This is a genomic window from Streptomyces sp. SS8 (assembly GCF_054072955.1).
The window spans coordinates 18704-43328 of the sequence record NZ_JBSVCZ010000019.1 but is presented as its reverse complement, the minus strand read 5'-3'; the positions used below and the strand labels follow the sequence as shown (position 1 = coordinate 43328).

The following is a 24625-nucleotide window of genomic DNA, read 5'->3' as shown; positions in this document are numbered from 1 at the left end:
GGTCCTGTCGGTGCGGTTCCTCCGGGGGGTCAGATGTGATCAATCAGGCACGGACGGGCTAGGAGTCCGGCCGGGGGCCGTGGTACGGGCCGGGGCCGGTACGCGGGCGCCCGGCGAGGCGGGGCGGGGCGGCTGCCGGGGCCGTCCCGGGGGCACTCCGTCCCGGGCCAGCCGCAGCAGCCGGCCGCGCGCGATGCGGCGCAGCTCCTCGGCGGTCACGGCGCGCTCCTGCTCGGCCTCGTTGCCCAGCCGGGTGCGGATCGCGGCCAGGACGTGGCCGAGCGCCTCCTCCTCGCGCACCCCGTCCACGCACAGCACGAAGGCGTAGCCGAAGCGGCTCTCGTACGCGGCGTGGGCGGCGCGCAGGGCGGTGTGCGCGGCGAGCGCGCCGGGGCCGGTGATGGCGATGTGCCGCCCGCCGTACAGCGGGCCGCCCGGCCCGGCTCCGGCGGCGGACTCCCCGGTCAGGGCCTCGGTCAGGTCCTCGTCGGTGAGGTCGTAGCTGGCCTCGTCGGCGGCGGCGAGCAGCGCCTCGACGTCCGGGTAGGGGCGGTGGGCGGCGATGCTCTCGGCCCACCGCCGGCTGCCGCAGCAGGCGAGCAGGGCTCCTCGGAGGTCGGCGGGGGAGGCGTCGTTGAGGCGGTGGAGCGGCGTTGCCTCGCTTCGCTGAGGGGGCAGGCGCATGGGCTCCTCGGGCGCGGGGAGAAGTCGGGGACGTCGCGGAAGGACAGGAGTGCGGGTGACGGTGCGGGCGGCCGGGGTGGCGAGGGTGGCCGGACGGCCGGGGTGATCGTGTGACGGGGGATGACGTCACGGTAACGATAAGTGGGAGAAGGCGGTCGGCGGGAAGATTCTTTTCACCCGGACGAGACGAGTTCCGGGCGCATGGTTGACGGACGAGGACTGGAAAGGAGCAATACGGTCACCTCATGGGACGCAGGCGCAGACGCAATCCCCGCAGGAAGACCGCCGCCATCGCGATCGTGGCCGCGGCGGCCGCCGCCGTCACGGCCGTCACCCTGCTGGTACTCCCGGACGGCGCGGGGGACGGCGGCGCGGAGCCGGGCGAGGGCCCCCGCAGGGCCCCCGGTGTACCGGCCGTCACCCTGCCCGCCGCCCCCGCCACCGTCCCCGCCGTACGCCGGTGGGAGCCCGAGCCCGGCATCGGCTGGCAGCCCGCCCCCGGCACCCGCGTCGTGGCCGACCCCGGCGGACCGCTCGCCGACGAGGCCGAGCTGCTCGCCGGGGAGCTGGACGTGGAGCACTCCGGCGGACCGGCCGGACCCGGGGACGTCGAACTGAGACTGGACTCCGCCAACTCCGACAAGGGGTACGGAGGCCGCGAGGGCTATGTGCTGAGGGCCGACACCGGCCGGGTCATCGTCACCGGCCGCACCGACGCCGGCGTCTTCCACGGCACCCGCACCCTCCTGCAGGCCCTCCGCGGCGGCGGCTCGATCCCCCGCGGCACCATCCGCGACTGGCCCGACCGCCCGCAGCGCGGCTTCATGCTCGACATCGCCCGCAAGCACTTCGACGCGGCGTGGATCGAGGACCGCATCCGCGAGATGGGCGACCTCAAGCTCAACCAGCTCCAGCTCCACCTCTCCGACGACCAGGCCTTCCGGGTGGAGAGCGACTCCCACCCCGAGGTCGTCTCCGACCCCCACCTGACCAAGGACGAACTGCGCCGGATCGTCGAGCTGGCCAACTCCCGGCACATCACCGTCATCCCCGAGATCGACTCGCCCGGCCACCTCGGCGCGGTGCTCGACGCCCACCCCGATCTCCAGCTGCGCGACGCCGACGGCGACCCGGCCCCCGGCGCGATCGACATCTCCGACCCGCGCTCGGCACGCCTGGTGGACGACCTGCTGCGCGAGTACGCCCCCCTCTTCCGCGACCAGACGGGCCCCGGCCCCTACTGGCACCTGGGCGGCGACGAGTACCGGGCGCTGATGCGCTCCGATCCCGAGGCCGCCCACCCGGAGCTGGCCGAGGCCGCCCGCCGCGAGCACGGCTCCCGGGCCCGGGTGCGGGACCTGGCCACGGCCTGGCTCAACGACCGCGCCGAGACCGTGCGGAAGGCGGGCTTCACACCCCAGGTGTGGAACGACGGGCAGCACGCCGGCGGAGTCGTCGAACCGAGCCGCCCCAGGCAGGTGGCCTACTGGACGGGCAAGGAGATCGGCGCCCGGCCGCCCGGGGAGTACCTGCGCGAGGGCTGGGAGGTGGTCAACCTCAACGACGAGTACCTCTACTACGTCCTCGGCGAGCCCAACGAGTTCACCTATCCGACCGGGGAGCGGATCTACCAGGAGTGGACCCCGGCCGTACTGCGCGGCACCGAGCCCGAACCGGCGGAGCTGACCGGGCCGGACCGGGTGGTGGGCGGGATGCTGGCCGTCTGGTGCGACCTGTCGCAAGCGCAGACGACGGCCGAGGTCGCCCGGGGCGTGCGCATGCCGCTGCGGGCCGTGGCGCAGAAGCTGTGGGACCCCTCCCCGCCCGCCCTGGAGTGGGAGGACTTCCGGGCCCTGGCGGACCGGGTGACGTAGGAGAGGGGCCCGTGCGGCAGGCGGCTCAGGCGGCCGGGCGGCTCACGAGACGATGTCCTTGGTGCGGAAGTGGCGGAAGGCCAGCGCGAACAGCACCAGCGCGTACGCCACGGACACCGAGGCGCCCCGCAGCATCCCGCCCGTCTCCAGTTCCGGCTGGAAGACGTCGGCCCAGGCGAACTGCCAGTGCGCGGGCAGCAGCTCCCGCCAGTCGCCCAGCGCCGTGACCGCGTCCAGGATGTTGCCCACGATCGTCAGCCCGATCGCGCCGCCGACCGCGCCCAGCGGCGCGTCGGTGACCGTGGACAGCCAGAACGCCAGCCCGGCCGTCACCAGCTGGCCGACGAAGACGTACGCCACCGCCAGCGTCAGCCGGCCCAGCGCCTCGCCCTCGGGCAGCGTGCCGCCGGTGGGCAGCTCCAGCGGACCCCAGCCGTACGCCGCCGAACCCGCGGCCAGCGCCACCAGCGGCAGCAGCGCCATCGCCGCCGCGCTGAACGCCAGCGCCACCGCCAGCTTGCTCAGCAGCAGCCGCCAGCGCGGCACGGGGGCCGCCAGCAGATAGCGCAGCGAGGACCAGCTCGCCTCGGAGGCCACCGTGTCGCCGCAGAACAGCGCCACCGGCACCACCAGCAGGAAACCGGCGGAGACGAACAGCGCCATGGCGGCGAAGTTCAGCCCGGAGGCGGTGGCGGTGTCCATCAGGTTGATGCGCCGGCCGCCGCGCTCGGGCTCGCCGCCGATCGCGAAGGCCGCGATCAGCACGAACGGCAGCGCGGCCAGCACCAGGCCGGTCACCAGGGTGCGGCGGCGCCGCAGCTGGCGCACCGCCTCCACCCGCAGCGGCAGGGTGTGCCGCGGGCGGTAGCCGGGTGCGGCGCCCGACGGATCCGCGCCGGACGGGTCCGGTGCGGGCGCGGGAGGGGGAGTGGGGGCGGTGGCGGTCATCGCTCTCCTCCGATCAGGGTGAGGAAGGCGTCCTCCAGGCGGCGGTGCGGCCCGGCGCGCTCCACCGGCACATCCAGCCGCAGGAGCTCGGTCAGCAGCTGCGTGGTGGTGGCGCCGTCGAGCCGCACCAGCAGCCCCTCGTCGACGGCCACGGCCGAACCCACACCGGGCAGGGCCGCCACCTTCTCCGGCAGCGCCTGGGGCACCGGGCCCCGCACCCCGACGAGCACGGTGTCGCCGGAGCCGGTGATCTCCTCCACCGGGCCCGCCCGCACCAGCTCGCCGCGGTCCATGACCACCAGATGCGTACAGGTCTGCTCGACCTCGGCCAGCAGATGGCTGGAGACGATCACGGTACGGCCGGCCGCCGCGTAGCGGATCATCACGTCCCGCATCTCGCGGATCTGCGGCGGGTCCAGGCCGTTGGTCGGCTCGTCCAGGATCAGCAGGTCCGGCAGGCCCAGCATGGCCTGGGCGATCGCCAGGCGCTGCCGCATGCCCTGCGAGTAGGTGCGCACCGCGCGCTCCAGGGCGTCGCCGAGCCCGGCGATCTCCAGCGCCTCCTCGGTGTGCGCGTCCTCCTCGGGGCGGCCGGTGGCCCGCCAGTACAGCTCCAGATTGGCCCGGCCCGACAGATGCGGCAGGAAGCCCGCGCCCTCCACGAACGCGCCGACCCGCGACAGCACGGGCGCGCCCGGGCGGATGGCGTGGCCGAAGACCCTGATCTCGCCGCTGTCGGGGGTGATCAGGCCCATCAGCATCCGCAGGGTGGTGGTCTTGCCCGCGCCGTTGGGGCCGAGCAGGCCGAGCACCTGGCCGCGCTCCACCCGGAAGGACAGATCGCGCACCGCGTAGCGGTCGGCCGAGCCCGCGTACCGCTTGGACAGGCCGGTGATCTCCAGCGGTACGTCCTCGCGTGCGGGGTCCCTCTCCGGTACGGCGGCGGGTGCGGCGGGCTCGGTGGTCCCGGTGGACGCGGGCGGCGCGGCCGGTGCGGTCCTGCGGCGGCGTCCGGTCAGCAGCAGCACCACCGCCGCGGCAGCACCGGCCGCCGGCATGCCCCACACCCACCACGGGGTGCCGGCCGCCTCGACGGCCAGACCGGGCGCGGTCGGCACGCTCAGCCCGTCCTCCGCGAGGGAGACGGTGTAGGCGGCGGGCTCGACCGGCGAGGCGTAGGCCAGATCGGTGGCGGAGAGCACCACCCGCATACGGTGCCCGGCCTCGAAGCGGTGGTCGATCGCCGGCAGCCGCACCTCCACGCTCCGGCCCTCCCCGGCCACGGTGACCCGCAGCGGCGCCACGAGCTGGGAGGGCAGCGTCTGGCGCCCGCCCGGGCCCACGTCGTAGACCTTGGCGAACAGCACCGCCTCCCCGGAGGAGGACGCGACCTCCACGCGCACCGAGGGCGCGCCGGTGACCTGGACGGCCTCGGGAAGCGGCGCCGACTCGAAGCGGGCGTGCTGGCCGGGGTAGTCCACCGACAGGCCGACCCCCAGGTCCGACAGCCCGCCCACGGCGCTCAGACCGGGTACGGCGGAGACGGCGGGCGGGCCGCCGCCGGCCGGGTTGGCGAAGGTCTGCTCACGCCCCCGCAGCTCCACGGTCCGGGCGCCGGAGGCCAGGCCGGGGTAGCGCTCGGCGGTGGCGGCCCGCAGCCGTGTCTCGCCGTCGGTGGTGTCCATGCCGCCGGTGCGGGTGACGCGGAAGGCCGGGCCGGTGTCCGTCCCCTCCTCGTCCTTGAGGTGGCGGTCGAACCAGGCGCGGGTGCGGTCGTCCAGCCGCTCGGTCTCGTCGGGTCCGCCGTCGTGGCCGCCCGCGATCCACTCCACCGCCACCGGCGCGCCGTTGGCGCGGATCGCCTTCGCCATGGCGTCGGCGTGGCCGAGCGGGAAGAGGGAGTCGGCGCGGCCCTGGAGGATCAGCGCCGGTACGTCGATCCGGTCGGCGACGGCCGCCGGGCTGCGCTCGCGCAGCAGCTCGCGGGCCTCCTCGTCCGGTTCTCCGGCGACGGCGACCCGCTCGTACATCTCGCACAGCTCGGTGGCGAACCGGCCGCAGCCCGCCCGCTCGGAGGCCGGCCCGGCGGTGGGGGCGCCGTCGCCCGCGACGGTGGAGCCGGTGGTGAAGAAGATCCCGGTCCACAGCTGTTTGAAGACGCCGTCCGGGAAGAGGGCCTCGGACAGGTCCCAGTAGGTGATGCGCGGGGCGACGGCGTCGACCCGCTCGTCGTACCCGGCGGCCAGCAGCGAGACCGCGCCGCCGTAGGAGGCGCCGGCCACGCCCACCCGGGGGTCGCCCTCGCCGTCGAGGCGGACCTCGGGCCGCTTCGCCAGCCAGTCGATCAGGGCGCTGACGTCGGCGACCTCGCGGTCGGGGTCGTTCAGCCCGATCCGGCCGGTGGAGGCGCCGAAGCCGCGGGCCGACCAGGTCAGCACCGCGTAGCCGGAGCGGGCCAGTTCCTCGGCCTGGCCGCGCAGTTCGGCCTTGCTGCCGCCGAAGCCGTGGCCCAGCAGGACCGCGGGGCGGCGGATGCCGGGGTCGCCGGAGGTGAAGTACGAGGTGTCGATCCGGACGGTGTCCTCACCGTCCCCGCCGTCCCCACCGCTCCCGCCGTCGTCCGGTGATTCGGGCAGGGTGAGCCTGTACTCGGTGTGGCGCACGGCGGGGGCGTCGTCCGGGAGGGCCGCCCACACACCGCCCCCCAAGAGGACGGCGACGGCGGCGGCCGCCGCGACCAGCCGTCCGCGGGGCCAGGGCAGTCGGAGATCCATGGCCCGACCCTACGGGGTGCCCCGCCCGGTGCGCGGAGCGCCCCGGGGCGGGGTCAGCGGACGGCGTTCCGCGGTGGGGCGGGCTCGGGGCGGCCCGCGGTGGCACCGCGGGCCTGCGCGGCTTCGGCCCGGGGGCCGCCGCCGTTCCCGGTTCCGTCGCCGGCCCCGTTCCCGCTGCCCCGGCCGCTGGTTCCGGTGCCGCTGCCCGTGCCGGGGTTCCCGGTGTCCCGGCCGCCGGTTCCGCCGGTGCCGTCACCGTTGCCGGGAGCGCCGGGGCGGTCGCCGTTCCGGCCGGCGTCGCCCCGGCCGCCGGCGTTTCCGCTGCCCCGGTCGCCGCCGTTCCCATTGCCGCTTCCGGGGGTCCCGGGGTCGGCGTTCTCCTGGCCGTTGCCGGTCTCGCCGTTGCCGCCGGTGGCCCGGTCGGGCCGGTTCGGGATGTCCGGCGTCGCACCGTTGCCGCCATTGCCGGCGCTCCCGCCGTTCCCTTCCGCGCCGCCCCGGCCGCCGTCGGCGGGGGAGGGCCGCGCCGCCGGGCCTTCCAGGACCGCCTCGCAGTACTCGGCCACCCGGTCGCGTCCGCCCGCGGCGGCGACCAGCGGCTTGCGCCCGGCACCGTCCGGACCGCCCGGGTCGCGCTGCCGGTCCCGGCACAGCGCGACGATCCGCGGCGACGCCTTCGAGGGCGGCACGGCGCCGGGTCCGAAGCCGTCGTGGCGCGGCCGGGCCGGGCCGGCCTCACCGGTCGTGGGGGCCTTCGGGGACGCGGGGACGGGGGGAGTGGAGGCGGTGTCCGGGGCCCGGGAGGCACTGGGCGTGCCGCCGGGACCGCCCCCGGGCAGGAACGGAACCCCGCCGGAGGCCACCGCGACCCCGCTGCCGAGGACGGCGGCCGCGACCACGCCGAGCGCACCCGTACGGGTGCGGCCCAGACGCCGTGTCAGCCGGGCCAGGCGGCCCCGCAGGCCGGCGGCCGCTCCGGTGGCGGCGGCCGCCCGCTCCTCGCGGGCCGCCCGGAAGGCGGCCAGGGCCTCCTCCTCGCCCTTGAGCGCACCGGAGCCCGGCGGCGGCACCGGCGGCACCGCGGCGCCGAGAACGGCCGCGAGGGCGCGCAGACCGTCGTCCGACGGCGGGTCGCCGGAGCCCCGCGGACCGGAGCCGGTCCGGGAGCCCTCCGCGATCAGACGGCGCAGCGCGGCCTCGGTCACACGGGCGCCTTCCTCCCCGTCCCGCATCGGTTCGTTCACCTCCGTACCGCCGTTGCCTCGGGCCGTTCCACCAGCCTGGCCAGTTTCCTCAGACCTCGTGACAGGGCCATCGCCACCGCCCCCGGCCGCTTGCCGAGGATCTCGGCCGTGCTCTTCGTGTCCAGATCCAGAACCACTCTCAGAAGTACCGCCTCGGCCTGCGGAACGGGCAGAGTGCCGATGAGGGAGACGATCTCACGTGTCGACAGCTTCGCCCCGGCCACCTCCGCGGTGTCCGGGGCGGCCTCCCCGCCGGGGGCGCCGGACGCGCGCGGTTCGGGTAACTCGTCGGTCGGTACGGTGATCTCCCGCAGACGCCTCCTCCTGCGACGCAGGACATCGCGGGCCCGGTTCCGGGTGACGGCGAGGGCGAAGCGGCGGAAGGAGGCGCCGTCCCCCTCGAAGCTCAGCACGTCCCGGGCTATCTGTAACCACGTCTCGGCAACGACGTCCTCCGCGTCCTGGCCGACGATGACGGCCGCGTAGCGCAGGAGTTCGGGGTTGAGGCGGCGGTAGACGGCGCGGAAGGCGGCCTCGTCGCCCCGCCGCACACCGAGAATCGCAGCGTTCAGATCCCCGGTGTGCTCCGGGTGGAGCCGGTCGCCGCAATCCGCCGCATCACTCACGGACGGGATCCTTCCACGCTCCCGCGCGGCGCGTCGACACGGCGGCCTCACGCGGGCCCCGCCCGTGCGGATCCGGCGCGGGGCGAAGGCGAACACCCCTGCCGCGCCCGGGAGAAGGCGGAAACGGCGAGGGACCGGACGGGGAACTCCCGTCCGGTCCCTCGCCGTTTCCGCCGCGGGCCGCCCGGCGGCCGCCCGGCCGTCCGGGCGTCTTTCAACGGCCGCCTTTCAACGGCGGCGCACCGTCCGCTCGCTCAGGGAGCCAGCGGATAGCCCAGCCAGGCGCCCGAGGGCGTGCCCATGGCCGAGCGGCTGTAGTAGACGGCGCCCGAGGTGGAGACGCCCCGGCTGCCGGCGTCGAACTGGAGGATCGTCCCGTCGAAGGAGTTCTCCCCCGGAGCGCCGACGGCCAGGTCCGCCCGTCCCCAGCCGGACATGTCGGCGAGCAGGACGCCCGCCCCGAGCCGGTCGTCGGTCTCGGAGACCCCGGAGACACCGGAGGTGTCCTGGTGCAGGCTCATGGCGCCGGAGGAGCTCAGCCCCGAGGAGGTGCCGTACAGCAGGATCGACATGCCCGCGTTCTTGCGGCTGGCACCGTCGCGGGTGAGGTCCTCGAAGGGCAGGCCGGCGAGGACGTCGGCGTGCCCGTCGCCGTTGACGTCGCCCGCCGAGACCGACCAGCCCATCGCGTCGCCGGCCTCGGCGCCTCCCGGGACGCCGGAGGTGTCCTGGTGGAACACCTTCCGGCCGGTGGTGGTCGGCCCGTCGGGCGAACCGGGCAGCACGGTGATCTGGCCGCCGCGGAAGGCGCTGGACTCGGCCGCGTACGGCTGACCGACGATCAGGTCCGCGTACGCGTCGCCGTCGATGTCGGCCGCGGCGACCGAACGGCCGCCCTTGACGGACGACATGCCCACGTAGGTCAGGCCGTCGGCCGACCCGTTCAGGAGCGTGAGCCGGCCGGTGCCGCCGGAGTCCCGGTGGTTGAGCACCACGTCGGTGTAGCCGTCGCGGTTGAAGTCGCCGGTGGTGGAGGCCAGCGAGTCGATGGTGCCGGTGGTGCCGGTCTTCAGGGTGCCCTTGCGCACGGTGCCGCCGGCGACGTCGAACGCCCACCACTTGGCCGGACCGTGGGCGGAGGCGGTGAAGACGTCGGCGGTGCCGTCGCTGTCGAAGTCGCCGACGGCGACGGTCGAGCCGAACCGGGCCCCGCCGGTGCGGTCCGCGGCGGCCGCCTCCAGCCACTTGGCCTTGGTGAAGCCGGGACCGTACAGGACGGTCACCGCACCGGAGTCGGTGTTGCCCACCGTGTCGTCCTCGCCGGGCGCGCCGACCGCCAGGTCCGCGTGCCCGTCGCCGTTGACGTCGCCGTACGCGACCGCCGCGCCCCAGCTGTCACCGGCCTCGGAGGCGCCGGGGACACCCGGGCTGGACTGGGAGAGGGTGATCCTGGCGGAGGCCACCGGGCCGTCCACGCCGCCGGGCGCCACGCTGACGGTGCCCGCCTTGGCCTTGCCGCCCACGGCGGCGCGGGGGGTGCCCACGGCCATGTCGCCCATGCCGTCGCGGTTGAAGTCGGCGGTGGGGGCGGCGGAGCTCGCGGCCGGGCTCGCGGCGAAGCGCCGGATCTCCGGCAGCTCCTCGTACAGCGTCTGGCCCGGGCAGGCGGTGTTGTAGCCGTCGCGGTGGCCGGAGATGGTGCGCAGGGTGGCCTGTTCGCCCTCCTTCCACACGCCGGTGTTCCCCATGGCGGTGAGCGTCACCCTGCCGGTGGGGTCCACGCCGTACTGGCCGAGCTTCCAGGCGGCGACCCTGGCGACGGCGCCGGTCACGTCGGGGGTGGGCACGTCGCCCGCGGCGTAGTTGCCGATCACCGCGATGCCGGTGGAGTAGCTGTTGAAGCCGTAGGTGTGCGCGCCCACCACGGGCAGGTCGACGCCGCCGTGGCGGCCCTCGAAGATCGTGCCGCACTTGTCGACCAGGAAGTTGTAGCCCAGGTCGTTCCAGCCGTTGCTCTTGACGTGGAACGTCATCAGCGACCGCACGATCGCGGCCGAGTCGGAGCAGGTGTAGTTGATGTCCTCGAGCGCCGTGTGGTGGACGAAGGCGGCCTTGATGCCGTCCTCCAGGTACGCCGAGGGCTCCTCGACCATGGACTCGTCCGCGCCCCAGGCGGCGCGCGAGACGATCGGCGGCCGGGTGACCGTGGAATCGGGCGCGGTCGGCACGGTCGGTTCCGGCGACGGGTCGGCCGTCGGGCTCTCGGGGGCGCCCGGCTCGGTGGACTCCGTCCCGGTGGGAGTGGGCTCGGTGGTGCCCGGAGCGGTGGACTCCGTCCCGGTGGGCTCCGGTTGGGTGGGCTCCGGTTCGGTGGGCGAGGCCGAGGTGGCGCCGGCCGGGTCGCTCGCGGTGGCGGTGGGCGCCGGGTCCTCGGCGACGTAGGCGGCGGGCCGCATGCCCGTGTCCACGGCCGTCTCGAAGGCCGCCGGGCCGAGGTCGGCCGCGTTCGCCTCCTTCGCCTCGCGCGGCGTCACGCCCGGGTCGACCAGATCCAGCCGCATCCCGGCGGGGAACTCGTCACTGGTCTGCCCGTCGGCGGAGACCACCCGGGCCTCGACGCCGTCGGAGGGGCCGACCCAGCGGGGCGCGGTCGCACCGCGGGCCGTGGCCTCCCGGCCCTCCTCGCCCTCGGGGACGTGGATGTCCAGGTCCAGTTCCTGCCACGGCGTCCACCGGCCGGTCTCGATGTCGCGGGTGCGCACCTCGGCCCGGCCGCCGATCTCCGCGGTGGCCCGGGGCCAGGAGATGCCCAGCAGGCTGAACGGCTTGGTGTCGCGGCGGGTCACACCGCTGTGCCCCTCGCCCCTGGTCTTCAGGCTCACGGAGTACACCTTGACCGGCGACGCGGTCACGGGGTTCCCCTTGCCCTCGGGCGGGTTGGCCACGGCGACGGTCACCACACCGGCTCCGCCCACCGCGACGGCGCCCAGGGTCAGCCAGGTGCGCCTCTTCAGACTCAATGTTCTACGCGCTCGTGTTCTTCGCGGACTCAAGTGTCCCGCCCCTTGTCGTCTGGATCGTTCGTCCGGAGACTCGCTCGCCCCGCGTCCGTCACGGGACCCTTCGGTAGGCGCTCACCGTAGAGGAAACGTCACTCCGGGGGAGAGGCAGGTACTCAACCGTTACAGGCCGCCCGTGGCCGGGCCGGGGGTACGAAGACGGCCGGGGTCGCCACCCCCCACAGGAGAGACCCCGGCCGTCGTCGAGCACGGACCGCCGCGCCGAGCGAGGTCCGTCAAACCCATCAGCGCCGGGAGGCCGAAAACTGTTACTCCCCCGCCCGCCCTCTTCCCCACACTCCCTCCGCCCCGTCTTCGCCGCCCGTTCGCGTGCCCTCCCCGCCGCCTTCAACTCGGTAACTACCGACCCGTCCGCATGGACGGGAGCGCACACTAGGTCGTAGCGTTCTGCTTCGCATAGACGCAGATCGAAGCATCACGGCGGGACCGCGCCAGGCCAGGGGCGCGGGCGAGCGCTACATCGCGAAGTGGGGCAGGACTAAGGCGTGCAGGGGGAAGACGCGGAACTCACCGCAGCGGTGCGGGCGGCGCGCGAGGGGGACGAATGCGCCTTCCGTACCGTCTACCGCGCCGTGCATCCCCGCCTGCTGGGATACGTGCGGACGCTGGTGCCGGACGCGGACGCGGAGGACGTCGCCTCCGAGGCGTGGCTGCAGATCGCCCGGGACATCGACCGGTTCGACGGGGACGCCGACCGCTTCCGCGGCTGGACGGCGCGGATCGCCCGCAACCGCGCGCTCGACCACATCCGGGCGCGGGGGCGGCGGCCGGTCTCCAGCCCGGTCGACGACGACAACGAACTGGCGGTGCTGCCCGCCGGATCCGACACCTTCGACGAGGCCCTGGAGTCGATCGGCACCGGGCACACCATGGCCCTGATCTCCCGGCTGCCGCGCGACCAGGCCGAGGCCGTCGTGCTCCGGGTGGTCGTCGGCCTCGACGCCAAGGGGGCCGCACAGGTGCTGGGCAAGAGGCCGGGCGCGGTGCGCACCGCCGCGCACCGGGGTCTGCGGAAGCTCGCGGAACTGCTGGAGGGGGAGGAAGGAGCCGGTGAAGGGGTGCCCGTACCCAGGGCCGGAACCGCACGGAGTGTGACGGAAAAGGCCAGACGGACGCTGAGGGAAACGTGAGGGCCGAGGACCGGTACAGCTGGCTGGACAAGGAGGCCGCGGAGCGTCTGCTGCGCGGCCGGTCGGCCCACCCCTCGCCGTACGCGGACGAACCGGGCGCGCCGGCACTGGCCGAGGCGCTCGACAGACTCGCCGCCGTCCCCGCGGCCGCTGCCGCCACAGCGGGCCGCACCGCCGTGCCCGGCGCACGTGACGACGGTGAGCTGCCCGGGGAGGCCGCCGCGCTGGCGGCCTTCCGGGCGGCCCGCGCACGGTCCGCGGCGGGAGCGGGCGCCGCCGGGCGCCGGAGCCGGCTGCGGTCGCTCGGCCGCCCCCTGCGGGTGGGCATCACCGGGCTGGCGCTCGGCGGGGTGCTCGGCGGGGTCGCCATCGCGGCCGGCAGCGGGATGCTGCCCGCGCCGTTCGGGGAGGGGAACGGCTCGCCCGCCCCGTCGACGAGCGTGTCCACCGAGCCGGACGGGCTCCTCCCGCCGCCGGCCGGCACCGCCGACTCGCTCTCCGGCCGGCCCGAGAACGGCGGCGGAGGGGAGCACGGCGCGGGAGAGGACGAGGAGCTCGGCGGCCAGGGAGTCCCGGGCGAAGGCGATCCGGCCGGCACCGGCCCCGACGGGCGGCCGGCGGAGACCGGCTCGCCGGCCCCGGGAACGGACGGCACCGGCGACCGGGCCGGGAAAGCCGGCTCCGGGCAGCCTCGGGTGGACGAGCGTCCGCGGGAACTGTGCGAGAAGCTGCTGGGCGGTGAGCTGGGCCGGCGGGAACGCGCCGAACTGGAGCGGGCTGCGGGAGGCACGGAGAAGGTGGACGGCTACTGCGGCCGTTCCGGTGCGGCGGCCGGCGGGTCGTCGGGCGGGTCGTCCGGCGGCTCCTCCGGGGGTTCCTCGGGCGGGTCGTCCGGCGGGTCGTCGGGCGGCTCCTCCGGCACGGGCGACTCCGAGCGCCCCGCCACGGACGGCGGCCAGGGCGGCACCGGCGACGGCACCGAGGGCGGGGACGCCGTCCCCGAGGAGAGCGGCGACACGCTGCCCGACACCGAGGACGGCGACACCTTCCCCGCCGGGATCGGGACGACCGGCCCCACGGCCCCCGGACGGCTCCCGGACGCTCCGGCCGTCTCCGCGGGCACCGGTCCGGCCGGTTCCGCCTCCTGACCCCGGCCGGGCCGACCCCCGGAACACGCGCCGGCCAGGCGCCGGAAGACGCGCCGGAACACGTGCCGGAACGCGCCCCTGAAGACGCCCCGGCGGCCGTGTGACCGGCCTCACCGGAGCCGCCACCCGGCGGGTGTGACACTTTTCGGGCCACGGACGCAGTACAGAACAAGCCGACTGGTCATCGGCGAGCGCGCCACCCAAGGTTCCCCCCGTACCTGCGGGATGCGCGTAGCGCGGGCGGGGCACGTTCCCCCGGCCCCGCCCGCGCCTCTTCACCCCGGTTCGCACCGGCCCGCGCCCCGCTCGGGAGGGGCGCCGGAGACGTCAGTAGACGATCACCTTCTCGCCCACCCTCACCTGCTCGAAGAGCGCGGCGATCTTCTCCCTGTCCCGTACGTTGACGCAGCCGTGCGAGGCCCCGTTGTAGCCGTTGGCGGCGAAGTCCGCGGAGTAGTGCACCGCCTGGCCGCCGCTGAAGAACATCGCGTACGGCATCGGGGTGTCGTAGAGCGTGGAGTGGTGGTCCCGGCTCTTGAAGGTCACGCCGAACTCGCCCTCGCGGGTCGGGGTGAGCTCCGAGCCGAAGCGCACGTCCATGGCGGAGACGATCTTCCCGTCGATCATCCAGGCCAGCGTCCGGCTCTCCTTGCTGATGCACAGCGCCCGGCCCTTCAGGCACCTGGGATCGGGATCGGACACCGGCCGGGTGGTGGGCGGGTACAGCTCCGCCCGGGTGGGGGTCCTCGTCCGCGCCGTCAGGTCGTTCCAGGTGGCCCGGGTGACCTGCCCGTCCGCCGTCAGACCCCGCCGCTTCTGGAAGGCGGACACGGAGGCGGTGGTGACCGGGCCGTAGTAGCCGGTCGGGTTGAGGTCGAAGTGCCCTGCCTGGCGCAGCCGCGCCTGGAGTTCACGGACCTTCTCGCCCTGCGCGCCCTCCCGCATCATCGGCGCCGGCGCGGGCGGCGCGGTGGAGGCCGTCGGCGTCCCGGGCGGCGCCGGGGGCCGCGAGGCGGACACCGGCGGGGTGGCCGGCGGTGTCGGGGTGGGCCGCTCCCCCTCCTCACTCGCGGACGGCGTGGGCGTCGGCGTGGGCGTCGGTGTCGGATCGGGCGCGGGTGTGCTCCGCGCCGCGGACGGCGCGGGCGGCGACGCCGTGAGCGCCGCGGGCGATTGCGCCTGAGCGCCCGTCTGCTGCGCCGTGCACCCCGCCCCCAGCAGCACAGCCGCCGCCGCGGCGAGCGCGGCACGGCCCGCCGGCCCGCGCCGTGTGGAATCCCCCCAGGACATCGAAACCCCCTCGGCTCCGCCGGACCTTCACCGGCTTTCCCCACCTGTGTACGTTCCCGGCAGCCAGACTGCCCGAACCGCGGACGCCGGACCACCCCCCGGCGGTTCCGCGCGCGTCGCCCGCGCGGGCCCTTCCGCGCACCACCCCGCTCGTTTGTGAGCAAGGTCCCAGGCTGTGGCTCTCCCGCCGCTCTCCAGCCGATCGCTACAGTCCGTATCGGACAGGGCGACGAAGCGGGAGGCACCGAACATGGCACGCGAGACTGGCCGCGGGACCGGCAAGGACCGGCTCAGCGAGAGCGGGCTGCCGATCGAGCCGGTCTACGGACCCGACTCACTCCGGGACTGGGACCCGGAGACGAAGCTGGGCGAGCCCGGTTCGTACCCGTACACGCGGGGCGTCTACCCGACGATGTACACCGGGCGGCCGTGGACGATGCGCCAGTACGCCGGCTTCGGCACGGCGGTGGAGTCCAACGCCCGCTACAAGCAGCTGATCGCCAACGGCACCATGGGCCTGTCGGTCGCCTTCGACCTGCCGACCCAGATGGGCCACGACTCCGATGCCCCCATCGCGCACGGCGAGGTCGGCAAGGTCGGCGTGGCGATCGACTCGATCGACGACATGCGGGTGCTGTTCGACGGCATCCCGCTGGGCGAGGTCTCCACCTCGATGACGATCAACGCCCCCGCCGCCGTACTGCTGCTGCTCTACCAGCTGGTGGCCGAGGAGCAGGGCGTGCCGTCGCAGAAGCTGACGGGCACCATCCAGAACGACGTGCTCAAGGAGTACATCGCCCGCGGCACCTACATCTTCCCGCCCAAGCCCTCGCTGCGGCTGATCGCGGACATCTTCAAGTACTGCCGGGCCGAGATCCCGCGCTGGAACACCATCTCCATCTCCGGCTACCACATGGCCGAGGCCGGGGCGACGCCCGCGCAGGAGATCGCCTTCACCCTCGCCGACGGCATCGAGTACGTGCGCACGGCGGTGGCGGCAGGGATGGACGTGGACGACTTCGCGCCCCGCCTGTCGTTCTTCTTCGTCGCGCGCACCACGATCCTGGAGGAGGTGGCCAAGTTCCGCGCCGCCCGCCGGATCTGGGCGCGGGTGATGAGGGAGGAGTTCGGGGCCAAGAACCCCAAGTCGATGATGCTGCGCTTCCACACCCAGACCGCGGGCGTGCAGCTCACCGCGCAGCAGCCCGAGGTGAACCTGGTGCGCGTGGCCGTCCAGGGCCTGGGCGCGGTGCTCGGCGGCACCCAGTCGCTGCACACCAACTCCTACGACGAGGCCATCGCCCTTCCCACCGACAAGTCCGCCCGCCTGGCGCTGCGCACCCAGCAGGTGCTGGCCTACGAGACGGACGTGACCGCCACCGTCGACCCCTTCGCCGGGTCGTACGTGGTGGAGTCGATGACCGACGAGGTCGAGGCCGCCGCGCTGGAGCTGATGGGCAAGGTCGAGGAGCTGGGCGGCGCGGTCAGCGCCATCGAACACGGCTACCAGAAGGGCGAGATCGAGCGCAGCGCGTACGCCATCGCCCAGGAGACCGACTCCGGCGAGCGCGTCGTCGTCGGCGTCAACCGCTTCCAGCTGGAGGAGGAGGAGCCGTACGAGCCGCTGCGGGTGGACCCGGCCATCGAGGCCCAGCAGGCCGAGCGGCTGGCGCGGCTGCGCGCCGAGCGCGACCAGGCGGTCGTGGACGGGGCGTTGGCAGAGCTGCGCAAGGCGGCCGAGGGCAGCGACAACGTGCTGTACCCGATGAAGGAGGCGCTGCGGGCCCGCGCCACCGTCGGCGAGGTCTGCAACACCCTGCGGGAGGTGTGGGGCGCCTACGTCCCCACCGACGCCTTCTGAGCACGTCGGGAGACGGCGCGGCACGGCCGGGTTCAGGCCACCGCACACATGGAGAACGCCCCCGGTGGTCCTCCACCGGGGGCGTTCTCCATGTGCCGGGGGCGCCTTACAGCAGGCCGAGCCCGGTGACGATCACGGAGACCAGTACGGTGAGCGTCCAGCCGAGCACCTGCTCGACCAGCTTCTCGCGGTCCTCCTCGGAGGGGCCGCCGGTACGGAGCCGGAGTGCCGGGATGGTCGCCGCCGTCGTGTGGCCCATGGTGGTTGCCTCGTCTCGCCTCGTGGCGCGCCGGTGTGCGGGCGCCGGTGCGCCTTTGGTGCCTCTGTGTCCGTGATCGCCGCGAATGGGCGTCGTGGATCTCCAGCATGAGGGGACCCGTGCCGTTTAAACAGAGACGCAGATCACCCCGCGGCCGGGCACCGGCGGCGAAGCCGTCCCCGACACACCGTCCACCCTGCGGTGATGGGACCGCCGGGGTCCGGGCGGGCGTGCGGCTGTGACGAACGACACGGGCCGCGGCGGCCGTAGGAGCCCCGGTACGCGTCCCCGCGCCGGTTCCCGGAAGGGCGCCTTCCGCACGGCCCGTTCACCGGCGCGCCCGCCGCCCCAGCGCGCGGGCCCGCCGCGCCGCGCGCCGCACCGCCGGACTGCGGACGACCGGCCCCAGCCCGGCGGGGAGCCCGCCGGGCAGGGCGAGGGAGGCCAGCAGACGGCGCGGGAACCAGCGCCGGACGTGCTCCTCGGGGTGGTTGGCCAGGAAGCGCTCGGTCTCGCCGCGCAGTCCCGGATCGACCCGCGGCTGCGCACAGAACGCCACCGCCCGCACCAGATCGGCCAGATCGGCCAGATCGGCCAGATCGGCCAGTTCGGCGGTGCCGGCCGGATCGGGGATGCCGGTCGGCCGGGCGGGAGCGGCCCCGCCCGGCAGCAGCGCGTCCGCGATCACCGCCGCGACCGGCCCGCCCCCCTCGTACGCGCCCGCGCCGGCCAAGGGGACGGCCGTACCGCCGTGGGAGGCGGGCAGGCCGTGGACGACGCTCGCGGCCAGCAGCGCCCCGAACGAGCGCCCGGTCACCAGTGCCGGGCGCAGCCGCTCGTACAGCGCCTCCACCGGCTGCGCGCTCTGCGGCTCGTACAGTTCCAGGCCCAGCTCCGCCGCCCGCCGCGCGAGCCCCCGCACCCGGTGCGCGGGGTCGGCGGGGTGGGGCGCGAGGACCACCGCGCGGTGACCGGCCTCCCGCAGACCGCGCAGCAGCCGCCCGTACACCCGCTCCTCCTCACCCGGAGGGAGCGCGCCGGGAGCGTGCGGGTCCTGTCCGAGCAGCACCACCGAGCCCTCGGGCGCGCCCGTGTCCGGCAGCTCCCGCGCCGCCCGGGCGGCGACGGCCCGCAGCGCCTCGCCGGGCACCGTCTCCGCCTCGACGCCGAACTCCGCCAGCAGCAGCGGCCGCAGACCGGGCACCAGGCCGGGGTGGAGCAGCCGCCGCGCCCGGGCGCCCACCAGCGGGTCCAGCCTGCCGGGGGTGGGCCCGTAGGCGGACAGCCCGGTGGCGTACACCGTCAGCGGCGCGTCGGGGAAGATCCGGGCCAGCGCATGCCCGGGGCCCGCCTCGACGCGCTCCACCACTAGCTCGACCGCCGCGTCGCCCAGCCCCCACAGGGAGCGCAACTGCCTCTCCCACAGGGGCGCGTCGTCGGGGCGCGGCGCCCAGGCGGCGGGGTGGAGGGGGGCGAGGGCGGCGTTCCAGGACAGCACCCGGCCGAAGCGGTCGCGCAGCGGCCGGAAGCCGGGCAGGGCGTCCGGGGCGGGGACGGTCTCGGGGACCGGGGCGGTGTTCGCGACCAGCAGCAGCCGCTCGCGTGCCGCCCCCAGCAGGCCCGCGTCCGCCGCGGCGGCCAGCAGCGCCGCGCCGTGCGGGGTGGAGGCCACCAGCAGCCGCACGGGAGAGGGGTTCCGGCGGCTCGCGGTCATCGGGCGGCCCCCGTCGGGGACGCGGCGGGGCGGCGGCGCAGCCGGCGCAGCCGCGCGGCGCGCTCGGCGTCCATGGAGTCCAGCGCCTGCGACACCAGCTCGCCGGGCATCCGGCGCAGGGCCGCCGCGCAGCGGGCACGCAGCGTGCGGCGCAGCCGCGGCTCGAAGCGGTCGCCGGTCAGATGGTGGTGGATGACCGCGCAGTAGGTGCGCACGGCCTTCGGCAGCAGCGCGTCGGCCTCCCGGTCCCGGGAGGTCTCCTCCACCAGCAGGTCGTAGGCGCGCAGGAAGTCGAGCTGCCGCTCGTCGCCGGTCCGGGTGAGCGAGGTGGCCACCCCGCGCCGGTAGAAGACGCCCGTCAGGCCGACCACGGCGAAGGAGGCCGCCTCGCGGTGCAGCCGCCAGATCCAGGGCCGGTCCTCGGCGGTGTGCAGACCGTCGTCGAAGCGCAGCAGGCCGCGGTCCAGCAGCCGCCGGTGGTAGACGCCGGCCCAGGCGTAGGCGTAGTCGACGGCGGTGGTGCGGTGCGCGGGGAGGATGGCGTCGCGCGGATCCAGCACGGTGCCCCGGCGGCCCTCGGGCGCCCGGACCAGGGTGCGCCGGCGGCCGGTGCTGCGCACATGGTCGGTACGGAGGAAGTCGCAGCCCAGCGCCTCGGCGGCGGCGAGCAGTTCGCGGTAGTGGCCGGGGGCGGCCCAGTCGTCGGCGTCGAGGAAGGTGACGTACCGTCCGCGCGCCGCGTCCAGACCGGTGTTGCGGGCGCGGGCCACGCCGCCCTGCGCCCGGTGGCGTACGACGACCGAGCCGGGGATTTCCTTTTCCGCGCGTTCCAGGAGTTCCGAGGTGCCGTCGGTCGAGAAGTCGTCGACCAGAATGAATTCGATGTCCCCCTTTCCGAAGTCCGCCGAGTTGGCGTGCAGACTCCGGAGCGTGTCGGGGGCGTACGGCCGAACATTGCGGAACGGCACGATGACGGAGAGCTTGACCACTCCGCAGAGGTTAGGGGTCCGACCGCCATCGGTGCTGTCCAGGGACGTACGGGAGGGTGAAATCGCGGTGGCGGAACGGTGAACCCCGTTTTCCGGAAGGCTGGTTGGCCTTCCGTCGGTGTGCTGTTAACCGTCTGTTGTATTCGCGTTGGGCCGAGAATCGGAATGTCTTTCTAGCGTCTTCGACGTGCCATCACGTACCGCTTCGGATTCCCCGGACACGACAACGCGTATCGCCGTTCTCGCCGATTCCGACACCCGCTGGAAATGGGGTGCGCTCACCGCGCACCGCATCGTCCCCGGCGCGCGCATCGACGGACTGCTGCTGCGCGGCCGGGCCACCCCGACCGCCCGCCAGCTCGACGAGGTGGGCGTGCGCGCCGCCTCGCTGCGTGAGGTGACGGCCGCGGAGTTCCTGGGTCAGGCCGGCCGCGACACCTACGACGTGGTGGTGCTCTCCTGTGTCGGCGGCACCGTCCAGGCGATGCTGCACGGGCTGTCCCACCGCCTCGGCGGGGACGGGCGCCGCCCGGTCACCGTCACCGGCTACGTCGGCGTCGTCTACGAGAAGCTCGCCGACGGGCTGCTGCTGCGCCACGGCGCGGACGTCGTCCTGGCCAACTCCGCCCACGACGCCGAGCGCTTCCGCGCGGTCTACGAGGGGGTCGGCGCGGACGCCGGCGCCGTCGTGGAGTGCGCGCTGCCCTTCCTCGGCGGCGAGCCGTACCGGGAGTCGGACGAGCGGCCGTACACGGTCGTCTTCGCCGTCCAGCCCTCCGTCCCCGCCTCCCGCGCCGACCGCGAGTACCTGCTGCGCCGCGCCGCCGGGCACGCCCGCCGCCACCCCGGCCGCGAGGTGCTGGTGAAGCTGCGCAGCAGGCCGGGCGAGCACACCACGCACATCGAGGAGCAGCCCTACCAGAAGCTCGCGGCGCGGATCCCCGGCGGGCTGCCGGACAACTGCCGCCTGGTCTACGGCCACATGGGCGAGGTGCTGGACCGCACCGACCTGCTGGTCACCGTCAGCTCCACCGCCGCCCTGGAGTCGCTGCACCGGGGCATCCCCACCGCAATCCTCACCGACCTCGGCGTCCGCGAGGCACTGGGCAACCACCACTTCATCGGCTCGGGCTGCCTGACCTCCTGGGACCGGCTCGACTCCGGGCTGCTGCCGAAGGCCGACCCGGCGTGGACGGCCCGCCACGGCGTCGTCGCCGCCGGCCCCTACGAGGCGGCCTTCGACGCCGCCCGCGAGCGCGTCGCGCAGCTCCTGGCCCGCCCCGCCCTGCCGCCGGTCGACCCCTACTACACGCCCGCCACCGCCCCCGGCTACCTCCCCGGCATCCTCGCCCGCCACGGGCTCGACCCCTCGGGCGCGCCCCGGCCGGGAGCGCCGGCCGGCCGGCCCGCCTCCGGGCTGCGCCGGGCCGTCCGGGCGGCCGTGCGGGACGCGGCGCGCGGGGCGTACCGCCACGGCGTCCAGCGCGTGGCGCCGGTCATCCGCCGGATGGGGGAGCTGTGAGCGCGCCCGACACCCCGCGAACCCCAGACCGGCAAGGAGCCGCCCCCGTGTCCCCCAGCACCCCCAATGCCCCCGGCAGCCCCGTGGTCCTCGCCGTGATCCCCGCCCGCGGCGGATCCAAGGGCGTGCCCGCCAAGAACCTCGCCACCGTCGGGGGAGTGCCGCTGGTGGTGCGCGCGGTACGGGAGTGCCTGGCGGCGCGGGGCGTGACGCACACGGTCGTCTCCACCGACGACGAGGCCATCGCCGAGGCCGCCCGCGGCGCGGGCGCCGAGGTCGTGCGGCGGCCCGCGGACATAGCGGGCGACACCGCCACCAGCGAGGCCGCCGTCCTGCACGCCATGGACGTCCACGCCGAGCGGCACGGACGGGCGGCCGGGGTGGTGCTGCTGGTGCAGTGCACCAGCCCCTTCCTCACCCGCGAGGACGTCGAGGGCGTGGCCGCCGCGGTGGCCGGCGGCGCCGACAGCGCGCTGACCGTCGCCCCCTTCCACGGCTTCGTCTGGCGCGACGGGGACGCCGGGGACTTCGACGGCGCCGCGGGCGACGGGCACGGCGTCAACCACGACAAGGCCCACCGCCCGCGCCGCCAGGACCGGCCGCAGGACCTGCTGGAGACCGGCGCCGCGTACGCGATGCGCGCCGACGGCTTCCGCGCGGCCGGGCACCGCTTCTTCGGCCGCACCGAACTGGTGCGCACCGACCCGGCGCGCGTGCTGGAGGTCGACGACCCGCACGACCTCGCCCGCGCCCGCGCGCTCGCACCGCTGCTCGACGGCGGGACGGACGGGCGCCCCGGCGCACTTCCGGCCCGCGACGACGTCGACGCGGTCGTACTCGACTTCGACGGCACCCAGACCGACGACCGGGTGTACGTCGACTCCGACGGACGGGAGACGGTCGCGGTCCACCGCGGCGACGGGCTCGGCATCGCCGCCCTGCGCCGCGCCGGACTGCCGCTGCTGATCCTGTCCACGGAGGAGAACCCGGTGGTCGCCGCGCGGGCCCGCAAGCTGCGGATCCCCGTGCTCCACGGCGTCGACCGGAAGGACCTCGCCCTCAAGCAGTGGTGCGAGGAGCAGGGCATCGCGCCGGAGCGCGTGCTCTACGTCGGAAACGACGTCAACGACCTGCCGTGCTTCGGCCTGGTCGGCTGGCCCGTCGCCGTGGCCAGTGCCCACGACGTCGTACGCGGCGCAGCCCGCGCGGTCACCTCCACTCCCGGAGGGGCCGGTGCGATCCGCGAGATCGCCTCGTGGATCCTCGGAAAGGAACTGTCTTGAGCATGACCAGCCCCCGCCTCCGTACCCTCGGCGCCAAGACCGTGGGCCCGGGCCACCCGGTCTACGTCACCGGCGAGATCGGCATCAACCACAACGGCGACCTGGAGAACGCGTTCGCCCTGATCGACGCCGCGGCCGACGCCGGCTGCGACGCCGTGAAGTTCCAGAAGCGCACCCCGGAGGTCTGCACCCCGCGCGACCAGTGGGAGATCGAGCGCGACACCCCCTGGGGCCGGATGACCTACATCGACTACCGCCACCGCGTCGAGTTCGACGAGGAGGGCTACCGGGCCATCGACGCCTACTGCAAGAAGAGGGGCATCGACTGGTTCGCCTCCCCGTGGGACGTGGAGTCCGTCGCCTTCCTGGAGAAGTTCGACGTGCCCTGCTACAAGGTCGCCTCCGCCTCCCTGACCGACGACGAGCTGCTGCGCGCCATGCGCGCCACCGGCCGCACCGTCATCCTCTCCACCGGCATGTCCACGCCGAAGCAGATCCGGCACGCGGTGGAGGTGCTGGGCAGCGAGAACATCGTGCTCTGCCACGCCACCAGCACCTACCCGGCCAAGGCCGAGGAGCTCAACCTGCGGATGATCCACACCCTGCAGGCCGAGTACCCCAACGTGCCGATCGGCTACTCCGGCCACGAGACGGGCCTGCAGACCACGCTGGCCGCCGTCGCGCTGGGCGCCGCCTTCGTCGAGCGCCACATCACCCTGGACCGCGCGATGTGGGGCTCCGACCAGGCCGCCTCCGTCGAGCCGCAGGGCCTGCAGCGCCTGGTGCGCGACATCCGCACCATCGAGGAGTCCCTCGGCGACGGTGTGAAGAAGGTCTACGACAGCGAGATCGGGCCGATGAAGAAGCTGCGCCGGGTCAAGGGCGTCGTGGCCGAGGCCGAGGAGTCCGCCGCCGGCCGCGAGCCGGCAGCGGTCTGACGGGAACGACGGGCTGACGGGGCGATCCAGGGTGAACGCAGGCGCAGTCCCCGGCGGGACCCCGGGCGGGGTCCCGCCGCAGCCGGCCCGCAGGCCGGGCACGGCCGAGGCGCGTCGGGGGGCGCGCCCCGGCCGCGCTCCGGGAGTCCTCGGGCGCACCGGGCGCCGCTCGGGCACCCTCGCCTTCGTCGAGAGCCCGGTGCAGCTCCTCAACGTCCTGGAGTGGGCCCACACCGCACGGGGCGCGGAGGAGGACGGCGGCCTCACCGTGGTCGTGCTGCCGCCGCGGGAGGCGATGACGCGCGGCCAGCTGCGGCGGATGGCCGAGCTGGCGCGCGACGAGGGGATCGCGGTCCGCTGGGAGGAGGCGCGCGGCGGCGCGGGCGCGCCGCTGAGGACGGTCGCCTCCCTGCTGGGCCCGTTGCGCCGCGCCGCGCGGATCGTGGTGGGCGACCCGTTCTCGCGGTATGTGCAGCTGCTGCTCTCCCTGGCCCGCACCCGGGGAGCCGCACCGGGGGGACCGGCCGCGCCGGGGGGCCCGCGGGGTGTGGTGGTGGTCGACGACGGTACGGCCACCATGGAGTTCGTCACCCAGCTCGCCCGCGGCGAGCGCCTGGTGCGCTGGCACCGCAAGGGGGCGGGGGGAGCGCGCGCCGCGCTCTTCGCGCCCGTCTCCGCCTCCGCCCGCCGCCGGATGACGCCGTCGGCGCGGCAGCGGGTCGAGGTGTTCAGCTCGATGCCGGTCGAGGCGCCCGAGCACGTCTCGGTCACCCGCAACGACTTCGCCTGGACCCGCGCCCGCTTCGGCCCGCCCGCGCTCACCGGCGGCACCGATCTGGTCGGCACCTCGCTGGTCGAGACCGGTGTGGTGGACCCCGAACGCTATCTGGAGGCCGTCGCCTCCCTGACCCGGGAGCACGGCGCCACCCGCTACTTCGCCCACCGCCGCGAGAGCGCGGAGAAGCTGCACCGGATAGCGGCCGGGACGGGGCTGGAGATCGTACGGCCGGACCTCCCGCTGGAACTGGTGGCCCGCCGCGGCCCCATCGGCCGCACCATCGTGAGCTTCCCCTCCACCGTCGTCCACACCCTCCCGCTGGCCCTGGCCGGCACCGGGGTGACGGTCGCGGTCTGCGACGTGGACCCGGCCTGGCTGACGGAGGGCGCCTCGCCGCGCGCCCGGGGGTTCCTCTCGGGCGTCACCGGCACCGCGCGGGGGGTGCGGCGGCTGCCGTCGGCCCCGCCCGCCTCGTGAACACGC

General features: G+C 75.3%; 19 protein-coding genes. 9 read left to right on the top strand and 10 right to left on the bottom strand.

From position 1 onward, the window contains the following. Nucleotides 1-39 precede the first annotated feature (39 nt). Nucleotides 40-684, bottom strand: a complete 645-nt coding sequence (locus ACW69E_RS18660) for a 2-oxo-4-hydroxy-4-carboxy-5-ureidoimidazoline decarboxylase (RefSeq protein ID WP_457499397.1) — start codon at nucleotides 682-684, stop codon at nucleotides 40-42. 245 nt (nucleotides 685-929) lie between these two features. Here ACW69E_RS18660 and ACW69E_RS18655 point away from each other — a divergent pair, with 245 nt between their 5' ends. After that, on the top strand, nucleotides 930-2558 hold the full coding sequence (locus ACW69E_RS18655) for a family 20 glycosylhydrolase (RefSeq protein WP_457499396.1): 1629 nt from the start codon (nucleotides 930-932) through the stop codon (nucleotides 2556-2558). Between the two features lie 42 nt (nucleotides 2559-2600). Here ACW69E_RS18655 and ACW69E_RS18650 read toward each other — a convergent pair whose 3' ends face one another. The 5 genes from ACW69E_RS18650 to ACW69E_RS18630 all read right to left on the bottom strand — a co-directional run bounded on the left by ACW69E_RS18650 (nucleotide 2601) and on the right by ACW69E_RS18630 (nucleotide 11170). After that, complete coding sequence (locus ACW69E_RS18650) at nucleotides 2601-3506, bottom strand: ABC transporter permease (RefSeq protein ID WP_457499395.1); 906 nt, start codon at nucleotides 3504-3506, stop codon at nucleotides 2601-2603. Further along, a complete protein-coding gene (locus tag ACW69E_RS18645; RefSeq protein ID WP_457499394.1) occupies nucleotides 3503-6280 on the bottom strand; it encodes an alpha/beta fold hydrolase in 2778 nt (925 codons plus the stop codon). Before ACW69E_RS18645 ends, ACW69E_RS18650 begins: the two co-directional genes overlap by 4 nt. 53 nt (nucleotides 6281-6333) lie before the next feature. Next, complete coding sequence (locus tag ACW69E_RS18640; protein ID WP_457499393.1) at nucleotides 6334-7485, bottom strand: hypothetical protein; 1152 nt, start codon at nucleotides 7483-7485, stop codon at nucleotides 6334-6336. Nucleotides 7486-7520: 35 nt separating this feature from the next. Further along, a complete protein-coding gene (locus tag ACW69E_RS18635; protein ID WP_457499392.1) occupies nucleotides 7521-8150 on the bottom strand; it encodes an RNA polymerase sigma factor in 630 nt (209 codons plus the stop codon). A 254-nt stretch (nucleotides 8151-8404) separates the two neighbouring features. Then, complete coding sequence (locus ACW69E_RS18630) at nucleotides 8405-11170, bottom strand: FG-GAP-like repeat-containing protein (protein ID WP_457499391.1); 2766 nt, start codon at nucleotides 11168-11170, stop codon at nucleotides 8405-8407. Between the two features lie 545 nt (nucleotides 11171-11715). Here ACW69E_RS18630 and ACW69E_RS18625 point away from each other — a divergent pair. Together ACW69E_RS18625 and ACW69E_RS18620 are read left to right on the top strand one after the other, a co-directional pair. Further along, the gene (locus tag ACW69E_RS18625; protein WP_457499390.1) at nucleotides 11716-12360 is read left to right on the top strand and encodes an RNA polymerase sigma factor; all 645 of its coding nucleotides are present in this window, start codon (nucleotides 11716-11718) and stop codon (nucleotides 12358-12360) included. After that, complete coding sequence (locus tag ACW69E_RS18620) at nucleotides 12357-13508, top strand: hypothetical protein (RefSeq protein WP_457499389.1); 1152 nt, start codon at nucleotides 12357-12359, stop codon at nucleotides 13506-13508. The genes ACW69E_RS18625 and ACW69E_RS18620 overlap by 4 nt, the downstream gene beginning before the upstream one ends. Nucleotides 13509-13835: 327 nt before the next feature. On the opposite strand, the gene ACW69E_RS18615 is transcribed toward ACW69E_RS18620, so the two are convergent. Further along, nucleotides 13836-14453: a L,D-transpeptidase family protein gene (locus ACW69E_RS18615; protein ID WP_457499388.1), complete on the bottom strand. Its 618-nt coding sequence runs from the start codon at nucleotides 14451-14453 to the stop codon at nucleotides 13836-13838. Between the two features lie 25 nt (nucleotides 14454-14478). Between ACW69E_RS18615 and ACW69E_RS18610 the strand changes: the two genes are divergently transcribed. Further along, nucleotides 14479-14691 carry a hypothetical protein gene (locus ACW69E_RS18610; protein ID WP_457499387.1) on the top strand — a complete coding sequence of 71 codons (213 nt, stop codon included), beginning with the start codon at nucleotides 14479-14481 and terminating at the stop codon, nucleotides 14689-14691. 357 nt (nucleotides 14692-15048) lie between these two features. Further along, the gene (locus ACW69E_RS18605; protein WP_457499386.1) at nucleotides 15049-16659 is read left to right on the top strand and encodes an acyl-CoA mutase large subunit family protein; all 1611 of its coding nucleotides are present in this window, start codon (nucleotides 15049-15051) and stop codon (nucleotides 16657-16659) included. Nucleotides 16660-16765: 106 nt separating this feature from the next. On the opposite strand, the gene ACW69E_RS18600 is transcribed toward ACW69E_RS18605, so the two are convergent. The 3 genes from ACW69E_RS18600 to ACW69E_RS18590 form a co-directional block, all read right to left on the bottom strand. Continuing rightward, nucleotides 16766-16918, bottom strand: a complete 153-nt coding sequence (locus ACW69E_RS18600; RefSeq protein WP_457499385.1) for an SCO1431 family membrane protein — start codon at nucleotides 16916-16918, stop codon at nucleotides 16766-16768. Between the two features lie 328 nt (nucleotides 16919-17246). Further along, nucleotides 17247-18632: a hypothetical protein gene (locus tag ACW69E_RS18595; protein WP_457499384.1), complete on the bottom strand. Its 1386-nt coding sequence runs from the start codon at nucleotides 18630-18632 to the stop codon at nucleotides 17247-17249. After that, complete coding sequence (locus ACW69E_RS18590; protein WP_457499383.1) at nucleotides 18629-19621, bottom strand: glycosyltransferase family 2 protein; 993 nt, start codon at nucleotides 19619-19621, stop codon at nucleotides 18629-18631. The genes ACW69E_RS18595 and ACW69E_RS18590 overlap by 4 nt, the downstream gene beginning before the upstream one ends. Nucleotides 19622-19808: 187 nt before the next feature. Here ACW69E_RS18590 and ACW69E_RS18585 point away from each other — a divergent pair, with 187 nt between their 5' ends. Genes ACW69E_RS18585 through ACW69E_RS18570 form a run of 4 tightly spaced genes read left to right on the top strand, consistent with a single transcriptional unit; the run spans nucleotide 19809 to nucleotide 24619 of the window. Further along, entirely contained in the window at nucleotides 19809-21143 is a 1335-nt protein-coding gene (locus ACW69E_RS18585; RefSeq protein WP_457499382.1) for a DUF6716 putative glycosyltransferase, read from the top strand. Nucleotides 21144-21190: 47 nt separating this feature from the next. Then, the gene (locus tag ACW69E_RS18580; protein ID WP_457499381.1) at nucleotides 21191-22426 is read left to right on the top strand and encodes a cytidylyltransferase domain-containing protein; all 1236 of its coding nucleotides are present in this window, start codon (nucleotides 21191-21193) and stop codon (nucleotides 22424-22426) included. Nucleotides 22427-22428: 2 nt separating this feature from the next. Continuing rightward, nucleotides 22429-23364: an N-acetylneuraminate synthase family protein gene (locus tag ACW69E_RS18575; RefSeq protein WP_457499380.1), complete on the top strand. Its 936-nt coding sequence runs from the start codon at nucleotides 22429-22431 to the stop codon at nucleotides 23362-23364. Between the two features lie 31 nt (nucleotides 23365-23395). Continuing rightward, a complete protein-coding gene (locus tag ACW69E_RS18570; protein ID WP_457499379.1) occupies nucleotides 23396-24619 on the top strand; it encodes a hypothetical protein in 1224 nt (407 codons plus the stop codon). Nucleotides 24620-24625 lie beyond the last annotated feature (6 nt).